Origin of the sequence: Streptomyces sp. S3(2020), assembly GCF_013044505.1 — a bacterium.
Taxonomy (GTDB): domain Bacteria; phylum Actinomycetota; class Actinomycetes; order Streptomycetales; family Streptomycetaceae; genus Streptomyces.
Window position 1 is genome coordinate 1 of the sequence record NZ_JABERD010000306.1, and the last position, 8500, is coordinate 8500.

Consider the following 8500-nt stretch of genomic DNA (forward strand, 5'->3'; position numbering starts at 1 on the left):
GGCTGAGGGCGGCCGGGGAGTTGCGCGTGGCGGAGGTGTTGCGTGCGGCAGGTGGTTGTGCGCGGCGCGGTGATCGAGAGCGGCGAGGGAGTTGCCCGCGGCGAGGTGTTGCGTGCGGCGGAGGTGTTGTGCGCGGCGGAGGTGGTTGTGCGCGGCGCGGGGATTGAGAGTGGCGAGGGAGCTGCCCGCGGCGAGGTGTTGCGTGCGCCGGAGGTGGTGTGCGCGGTGCGGAGGTTGAGGGTGGCGAGGGGCCGTGCAGTGCGGGGGTGTTGCGTGTGGTCGCGACCCACGGCTGGGATGTTGTCGTGGGTCGCGATCGGGGAGCGGGTCAGCAGTGGTAGACCGTCGTGTGCTTGAAGGACGACGCCGCGCCGTTGAAGCCGTACGTACCCCGGTACGCCGGCGGGTTCTGGAACTCGCCGACGATGGTGATCGTCTCGGCGCAGTTCCCGCTGCCGGCCTTCTTCGCGTCCAGACGGATCGTCTCGCCGATGAAGCCGCCGGTGATGTCCCACGGCGCTCCGCAGATGCCGGAGGTGATCTGGCCGCCGAGGACGACGTGCGGATAGGTGTTGGGGTTGTACTTGACCTCCATCGCGAAGGTGACCGCCCCGTTGTGCAGTTCGAGCTGCGCGGACGTCGACACCGCCTGCGGCGACATGTCCTGCTGCATGGCGAACGCTTCGTCCCGCGTCTTGACCTGGGCGCCCTGCGCGTTGTGGAAGTGACGCTCGGCCGAGGCCGCGCCCTTCTGCTTGCGTGCCTGTGTGGTCATGGGAACACGACTCCTCCCGTAGGGAACTGAGCGACCGTCAGGCCAGCTGCTCGGCGACCTCGACGCGCAGCAGCGCGCGGACGTTCTCGATGTGGTTGACGACCGTCACCGTCGACGAACCGGCGAACAGCAGTCCCACCGCGACGCTGTCGAGCGAGGTGACCAGCGAACCGGAGTCGCCGCCCGCCGAGATGTTCGTCGTCAGGATCTGGTCCTTGAAGCGGGCCGTGCCCGCCGTGCCGTAGTTGACGTCGATCGTCGCGTCGACCGAGATGATCCGGCCGAAGCTGATGTTGGTCGTCCGGCCGGTCTTCTTCACCAGGTCACCGACCGCGACATTGGCCCTGCGCCGCCAGGCACGCGGTGCCCCGCTGAAGTACTGCTCCCGGGTGGCGTCCTGGAACTCCACGGCACCGAGCGCCGCGTCCACCACGTTGTCGTGCCGCTCCAGCGGGATCTGCGGCGCGAACTGGATCGGGACGAACCGCTCCAGCGTCGCGATCCGGTCCGCCGGGTCGCTCCCGCCGTCGAAGACACCCGGCTGCACGATCGGACTGCCCAGCTGCGCCCGGTTGGAGTCGGCCAGCACATGGTTGTTGGACAGGATGTAGAACTTCGCCGGTACGCCCAGACCGGGCCCCGGCGGGTCGACCGTCGCGCCCGGCAGGAAGTCGTACACCACACTGCCCAGCGTGCCCGCCGTCACCCGTACGTTGCCGACCGAGAAACCCGAAGGGCACGGCCGCATCCGGCGCCTGAGGATCTGCGGCTCGAACTGCGCTGTACCGCCCAGCTCTTCGAGCAGCGGCTGCGACAGCCGCGCCAGCTGCTCCTCCACGCTGCCGTCGGCGGCGTACGACGAACCGCGCTCCTCACGGCGACCCCCGGCCTGCCGTTGCTGGCGCTGTGCGGCGACATGGCCGACCGCCACCACGTCGGTGGGGATGCCGTTGTCCATCTGATACGGGATCACATCCCGCTCCGGCAGCATCGACTCCGGAACCTTCTGCGTCACGAACACCAACACGGCTTCCTCACCGGTCGGTTGCCCCCCGCTCCACTTCACGCCGTGGCCGAAGCCGACGACGTTCGCCAGCGGCTGCTCACGCCGCAGGAAGTCCGACAGCGCCTGCTGCCGTGAGCTGTCGCTGAGCTGCCCACCAGTGGGCCCACGCATCAATTCGGGCTGGCTCGTCACGGCCAGACCACCTCTTCCCCGGTGTCGTCGCGATTCCGGGAACGGGGTGCGGCGCTACTCCTGTGCGGAGACCTCGCCGATCGCGAGCACTCGCACGGGTACACCGTCGAGCTCGTCCGGAATCACGTCTTCATTCCTGAGCCGGTCCCGGGGCACCTTGCGGGTCACGAAGACGATGACGACGTCCTCGCCCGTGTGGTCGTTCTTCCCGGTCCCGACCCCCGTTACATGGGGCAGGCTCATCAGCCGGCCCTCGTGGAGGCTGCGCGCCCGATGTGTGTCCACTCGGCTCGCCTCCCACGGGTTCTGCGGGTAATTGAGGTCTAGTGCTGACAGCCACCGACGGTCAAGGCGTGCCGCACTAAATCATGGACTTGGCGACAATCCGCCCTGATCGACCTTCTTCGCCGCGATTGACCGGGACCTGGGATCCGGCTGCGCACATCCGGGACGGATTCACGGAAGCGGGCCGGAGGACGTCGCCCGGTGTTCAACCCCCGTTCAGGCGTGGGCGGGACGGTGGCGCCGACCCGAGGTCCCCCACCCTCCAGGCCACATCGACCGTCACAGGAGACACCATGTCGCTCACCCGCAGGGACTTCGCCACGAGAACCGCGATCACCGGAGCCGGGGTCGCGCTGGCCGGCAGTGTCGGCGCCCTCGCCACCGCGCCCCACGCGCTCGCGGCCACGGACATCGAGAGCGAGGGGGCGGACGCCGCGGAGGCCGCGGGCGGGCATGGCGGTGTCGGCTACGGGCCGCTGCTCCCCGACCCCGACGGCATCCTCGCGCTGCCCGCCGGGTTCACCTACCGCGTGATCACCTACAGCGGGAAGACCAAACTGGAGTCGGGCGAGATCACGCCCTCCAACCACGACGGCACGGCCGCCTTCGCGGGCCCCCGCGGCACCACCCTCCTCGTCAACAACCACGAGCTGAAGGGCCCGCGGGCCAACTGGAAGTACCCCGTGCCGCTCACCGAGGGCCTCGTCTACGACCCCGCCGCGGCCGGCGGCTGCACGGTCGTCGAGGTACGCCCCGACGGACAGGTCGCCGAGTGGGTCGGCATCGCCGGCACCTCCACCAACTGCGCGGGCGGCAGCACCCCCTGGGGCACCTGGCTCACCTGCGAGGAGAACTCCGACAGGGTCGGCACCAACGGCATGACCAAGGACCACGGCTACGTCTTCGAGGTCGACCCCGCCGACCGCCGGGCCAACAGGAACCCCAAGCCCCTGAAGTTCTTCGGCCGTTACGACCACGAGGCCGTCGTCATCGACCCCAAGCGCGGCCACGCCTACCTCACCGAGGACGCCGCGAGCCCCAACGGCCTGCTCTTTCGCTGGACCCCGCCGAAGGGCTTCGAGTACGGCCGCGGCAGGTTCCGCGCCCTCGCCGACGACGCCGGTGTCCTCCAGGCGCCCAAGTGCTACGACTCCGGCGGCAAGTTCGTCGACGACCTCTCCCGCGCCACGAGGATCGGCACGGTCTACGGCGTCGACTGGATCGACGTCCCCGACCGCGACGCGAAGACCGTCCCCGTCCGCAAGCAGTTCGCCGACGGTGAGATCACCCGCGCCCGCAAGCTGGAGGGCATGTGGTGGGGCGACGGCGGCACCTACATCGTCTCCTCGTACGCCCGTGACGAGAGCCCCGTCCGCCACGACGGCCAGGTCTGGTTCTACGACCCCAAGCGCCGCACGCTGACGTTGAAGGTCCTGCTGGGCGTGAACCCCGACCCCTCCAAGGACGGCGCCTTCGACGGCCCCGACAACATCACCGTCTCCCCCTACGGCGGCCTCGTCATCGCCGAGGACGGCGAGGGCGTCCAGCACCTCTTCGGCGCCACCGACAGCGGCCGCACCTACCCCATCGCCCGCAACGAACTCAACCTCGGCACCGAAGAGGACCCCGAGTACAGCGAGTTCACCGGCGTCACCTTCTCCCCCAACGGCCGGACGCTGTACGCCAACATCCAGACGCCCGGAATCATGCTCGCCATCACCGGCCCTTGGAAGCGCCAGAAGCGCGGGTGATTAATTCGCTCGCCCGTTCCGCGGCCGCCCTCCTACAGTGATGAATGTCCAGGTGCGAAGGCAGGACCTACTTCCACTGATAATGGGGCGGCCGCGGGTTCGAGTCCCGCCACCGGTACAACGCGCCGGTGTAGCTCAGGGGTTAGAGCACCTAATGTCGGTTCCGCCGACCTGAACTCTGGACACCACAACTTCACGCACCTCCCGGTGCGAACCATTCGATCTCGGGGAGGCGCAGCTCATGGTGGGTGCCCGGTGCGCAGGCGGCGGATACTTCGGGGACCGGTGGGGGCTCGACCCCCGTGCGGGTTCGAATCCCGTCATCGACCCGGGGTCGATGTGGCGGAACGGAAGACGCGCCGGTTTATAGTCACCGCAGCCGACTTCGAACTCGGTCATCCTCCATTTGCTGCGCCTCCCTCCGAAACACCGATGAATTCGGGGGAATTCACCATGGCGCGATTCAACAAGAAGGCGGCGCGGGCGCAGCCCACCTCGCGGGTCACCTCCACCGGACGCGTACTCCGGTCCTACGAGGGCGGCCGCGGTCATGAGCGGGACGCGCGCTCCGAGCTCTTTCTCCTGGCGGTCGCCAACTTCGTCTCGCAGCAGACCTTCTACGAGTCCGGCGCCGACCGGGACGACCGCTTCGCGCGCCTCGTGCGGCGGCTCGCCGTCGAGGACCCCGCGTGGACGGCCGGCCTGCTCGGCTGGCTTCGCGGCGAGGGGAACCTCCGTACGGCCTCGATCGTGGGCGCCGCCGAGTACGTGAAGGCACGTCTCGACGCCGGCGTCACCGACGGCCCGGCCAACCGGCAGGTCATCGCCTCGGTGCTGCGGCGCCCGGACGAGCCCGGCGAGCTGCTCGGGTACTGGACGTCGACCTACGGCCGCGCCGTGCCCAAGCCCGTCAAGCGCGGTGTCGCCGACGCCGTACAGCGTCTCTACAACGGCAAGTCGCTGCTGAAGTACGACACCGCGTCCAAGGGCTACCGCTTCGGCGACATCCTCAACCTGGTGCACGCCGCCCCCGACGCGGACAAGCCGTGGCAGGGCGAGCTGTTCCGGTACGCGCTGGACCGCCGGCACAACCCGGACACGGCCGTGCCGCCCGCGTCGAGCACCGTGCTCACCGCGCACCGCGAGCTGATGGCGCTGCCGGTCGAGCGGCGGCGCGCGGTCGTCACGTCCGAGGGCGGCGCCGAGCGGCTCGCGGCGGCCGGGATGACGTGGGAGGCGCTGGCCGGATGGCTCCAGGGTCCGATGGACAAGGCGGCCTGGGAGGCCGTGATCCCGTCCATGGGTGCCATGGCGCTGGTCCGCAACCTGCGGAACTTCGACCAGGCCGGTGTCGGGGACGAGGCCGCGGCCCAGGTCGCGGCGCGTATCAGCGACCCGGCCGAGGTCGCACGGTCGCGGCAGTTCCCCTTCCGGTACCTGGCCGCGTACCAGCACGCGCCCTCGCTGCGCTGGGCGTACCCGCTGGAGCAGGCGCTCGGCCACTCGCTGGCCAATGTGCCCGCGCTGGCCGGCCGGACGCTGGTCCTCGTCGACCGTTCGGGCTCGATGTGGGCGCGCCTCTCGGACCGCTCGCAGCTCAACCGGGCCGACGCGGCGGCGATCTTCGGTACGGCGCTGGCGCTGCGGGCCGAGCAGGCGGACCTCGTCGAGTTCGGCACCACGAGCCGGAACCTGACGTACGGCAAGGGCGAGTCGGTGCTGAAGATCCTGGGCCGCTTCGGCGACCTGGGCGGCACCGACACCACCTCGGCGGTCCGTGCGCACTACCGGGGGCAGGACCGGGTGCTGATCGTCACCGACGAGCAGTACACGTTCAACCGGCACGGCGACCCGACCCGGCAGGTCCCCGCCCATGTGCCGGTCTACACCTGGAACCTCGCCGGCTACCGCGCGGGCCACGGCCCCTCGGGCAAGGCGAACCGGCACACCTTCGGGGGCCTGACGGACGCGGCGTTCCGGATGGTTCCGCTGCTGGAGAGCGCTCGGGACGCCGACTGGCCGTGGGCCGCCTGAGCGGTGGCAGCAGAGCGGTGACAAGCGTGGCCCGCACTTTCACGGGGAGTGCGGGCCACACCCTTGTCTCCCCCATGGATTGACATCTAACATTTCAGTTTGTGGAAGCCATACCGCGCACCCTGCTCAGGGACCGCGCCTACGAAGCCATCCGGGACGCCATCGTCGCCGGTGAGCTCGAACCCGGCGCGGTGGTGCGGGACGCCGATCTCGCGGAGCGGCTCGGGCTGTCCCGGGCGCCGGTGCGGGAGGCGTTCTCCCGGCTCGTCGACGAGGGGCTGCTGGAGAGCAAGCCGCAGAGCTATACGCGGGTGACCCCGCTGATGCCCGGCGAGGTGCGGGACGCCGCGGCCGTGGTGGGCGCCATGCACGAACTCGTCACCCGGGTCGCCGTGCCCCGGCTGTTCGCCGCGGACGTCGAGACGATGCGCGCGGCCAACGAGCGGTTCGCGGCGGCCGTCGCCGCGGGCGACGTGGACACCGCGCTGAAGGCCGACGACGAACTCCACGACGTCCTCGTCCGTGTCAGCGGCAACCGCGCGGCCGCCGCGACCGCCGCCCGCTACACCCCGCTCATCCGCCGGCTGGAGCGACGGCGCTTCGGCGAAGGCGGCACCTGCCGTTCCGCCGGGCTGCACGAGCGGCTCATCGAGGCCTGCGCGGCCGGTGACGCGGCCGAGGCGGTCCGGGTCACGGCCGAGATCTGGCGGGGCCTCGCGGAACTCGCCGACAGCGACTGAACCCGTACCGGGAGGACCCATGTCCCTTTCCTCTTACGACCGTTACCCGCTCCTCTTCGGCCCGTCTCCGGTGCACCGGCTGGAACGGCTCACCGCCCACCTCGGCGGTGCGGCGCTCTGGGCCAAGCGCGAGGACTGCAACTCCGGTGTGGCGTACGGCGGGAACAAGACCCGCAAGCTGGAGTACCTGATCGCCGACGCCCTCGCGCAGGGCTGCGACACGCTGGTCTCGATCGGTGGGGTGCAGTCCAACCACACCCGTCAGGTCGCGGCCTGTGCCGCCCGGGCGGGGCTCAAGTGTGTGCTGGTGCAGGAGAGTTGGGTGGACTGGCCGGACGCCGTGTACGACAAGGTCGGCAACATCCTGATCAGCCGGCTCGCCGGGGCCGATGTACGGCTGGTGAAGGCCGGGTTCGGGATCGGGTTCAAGGAGAGCTGGGAGCAGGCGCTCAGCGAGGTCGAGGAGTCGGGCGGCAAGCCGTACGCCATCCCCGCCGGCGCCTCCGACCACCCGCTCGGCGGCCTCGGCTTCGCCGGATGGGCGTACGAGGTCGCCGAGCAGGAACGGGAGTCGGGGGTCTTCTTCGACACCGTGGTCGTGTGCTCGGTGACCGGGTCCACCCAGGCCGGCATGGTCGCCGGGTTCGCCGCCCTGGAGGAGGCGGGCGGCCGGCCGCGCCGCGTGCTCGGCATCGACGCGTCCGCGAAGCCCGCCGCCACCCGTGAGCAGATCGCCCGGATCGCCCGGAACACCGGGCAGCTCATCGGCGTCCAGCGGGAGCTGACCGAGTCGGACGTCGAGCTGGACGACCGGTACCACGCGGGCGTCTACGGCATCCCCGACGAGACGACCCTCGCGGCGATGCGGCTGGCCGCGCGCACGGAGGGGATGGTCACCGACCCGGTGTACGAGGGGAAGTCGATGGCGGGGATGATCGACCTCGTCGAGCGCGGGGAGATCGGGCGGGACTCCACCGTCCTGTACGCCCACCTGGGCGGGCAGCCGGCGCTGAACGCCTACAGCGCGCTGTTCTAGACCCCCGGTGCCGGCGGAACGGCCGGGTCCGGCCGGGGGGAAGCCCCGGGCCGGACCCGTGACGGCTACAGGGCCTGGGCGGCCGGCTTCACCATCCCGCGTACCGTGCGGGACTTCACGAAGTCGCCCATCGCCGTCATCTCCCACTCGCCGGAGAACTGACGGATCAGCTTGGCCATCATCACGCCGGTCTGGGGCTCGGCGCCGGTGAGGTCGAAGCGGACGAGCTCCTCGCCGGTCGTGCCGTCCAGGAGCCGGCAGTAGGCCTTGGCGACCTCGGTGAACTTCTGCCCGGAGAAGGAGTTGACGGTGAAGACCAGTCCGCTGACCTCCTGCGGCAGCCGTCCCAGGTCGACGGTGATCACCTCGTCGTCGCCGCCGCCCTCGCCGGTGAGATTGTCGCCGGAGTGGCGGATCGCGCCGCCCACGATCTGGAGCTTGCCGAAGTAGCAGCTGTCGATGTGGTTGCGCTGCGGGCCGTACGCGATGACCGAGGCGTCCAGGTCGATGTCCTTGCCGCGGTACGCCGGCTCCCAGCCGAGGCCCATCTTGACCGAGGAGAGCAGGGGGCGGCCGCCCTTGACGAGGGACACCGTCTGGTTCTTCTGGAGGCTGACCCGGCCCTTGTCGAGGTTGATCTTCCCCGCGCCCGGGGCGTGTGCGGGCGGCGGGGGAGTGGCC

At 70.5% G+C, this 8500-nt stretch carries 8 protein-coding genes; 4 read left to right on the plus strand and 4 right to left on the minus strand.

The features are described 5' to 3' along the window. Positions 1-328: 328 nt before the first annotated feature. Genes HLK59_RS45645 through HLK59_RS45655 form a run of 3 tightly spaced genes read right to left on the minus strand, consistent with a single transcriptional unit; the run spans position 329 to position 2258 of the window. On the minus strand, positions 329-775 hold the full coding sequence (locus tag HLK59_RS45645; RefSeq protein WP_171147577.1) for a hypothetical protein: 447 nt from the start codon (positions 773-775) through the stop codon (positions 329-331). A 37-nt stretch (positions 776-812) separates the two neighbouring features. Continuing rightward, positions 813-1973, minus strand: coding sequence for a hypothetical protein (locus tag HLK59_RS45650; protein WP_346779972.1), 1161 nt, complete (start codon positions 1971-1973; stop codon positions 813-815). A 54-nt stretch (positions 1974-2027) separates the two neighbouring features. Continuing rightward, positions 2028-2258: a hypothetical protein gene (locus tag HLK59_RS45655; protein WP_346779973.1), complete on the minus strand. Its 231-nt coding sequence runs from the start codon at positions 2256-2258 to the stop codon at positions 2028-2030. A 293-nt stretch (positions 2259-2551) separates the two neighbouring features. Here HLK59_RS45655 and HLK59_RS45660 point away from each other — a divergent pair, with 293 nt between their 5' ends. The 4 genes from HLK59_RS45660 (at position 2552) to HLK59_RS45675 (ending at position 7819) form a co-directional block, all read left to right on the plus strand. Next, positions 2552-4009 (plus strand): alkaline phosphatase PhoX, encoded by a 1458-nt coding sequence (locus HLK59_RS45660; RefSeq protein ID WP_171147578.1) that lies wholly within the window; start codon positions 2552-2554, stop codon positions 4007-4009. A gap of 453 nt (positions 4010-4462) precedes the next feature. Then, positions 4463-6043: a TROVE domain-containing protein gene (locus HLK59_RS45665; RefSeq protein ID WP_171147579.1), complete on the plus strand. Its 1581-nt coding sequence runs from the start codon at positions 4463-4465 to the stop codon at positions 6041-6043. A gap of 110 nt (positions 6044-6153) precedes the next feature. Next, entirely contained in the window at positions 6154-6783 is a 630-nt protein-coding gene (locus HLK59_RS45670; RefSeq protein WP_171147584.1) for a GntR family transcriptional regulator, read from the plus strand. A 19-nt stretch (positions 6784-6802) separates the two neighbouring features. Beyond that, positions 6803-7819 (plus strand): 1-aminocyclopropane-1-carboxylate deaminase, encoded by a 1017-nt coding sequence (locus HLK59_RS45675; RefSeq protein ID WP_171147580.1) that lies wholly within the window; start codon positions 6803-6805, stop codon positions 7817-7819. A gap of 65 nt (positions 7820-7884) precedes the next feature. Here the strand turns inward: HLK59_RS45675 and HLK59_RS45680 are convergent. Beyond that, positions 7885-8500, minus strand: a 616-nt coding sequence (locus tag HLK59_RS45680; protein WP_171147581.1) for a TerD family protein, incomplete at its 5' end; no start/stop codon positions are given.

What these genes read in the sequence shown, in the direction of transcription:
- HLK59_RS45675 (WP_171147580.1), top strand. Translation starts at nt 6,803, where the DNA reads ATGTCCCTTTCCTCTTACGACCGTTACCCGCTCCTCTTCGGCCCGTCT.
- HLK59_RS45660 (WP_171147578.1), top strand. Translation starts at nt 2,552, where the DNA reads ATGTCGCTCACCCGCAGGGACTTCGCCACGAGAACCGCGATCACCGGA.
- HLK59_RS45645 (WP_171147577.1), bottom strand. Translation starts at nt 775, where the DNA reads ATGACCACACAGGCACGCAAGCAGAAGGGCGCGGCCTCGGCCGAGCGT.
- HLK59_RS45665 (WP_171147579.1), top strand. Translation starts at nt 4,463, where the DNA reads ATGGCGCGATTCAACAAGAAGGCGGCGCGGGCGCAGCCCACCTCGCGG.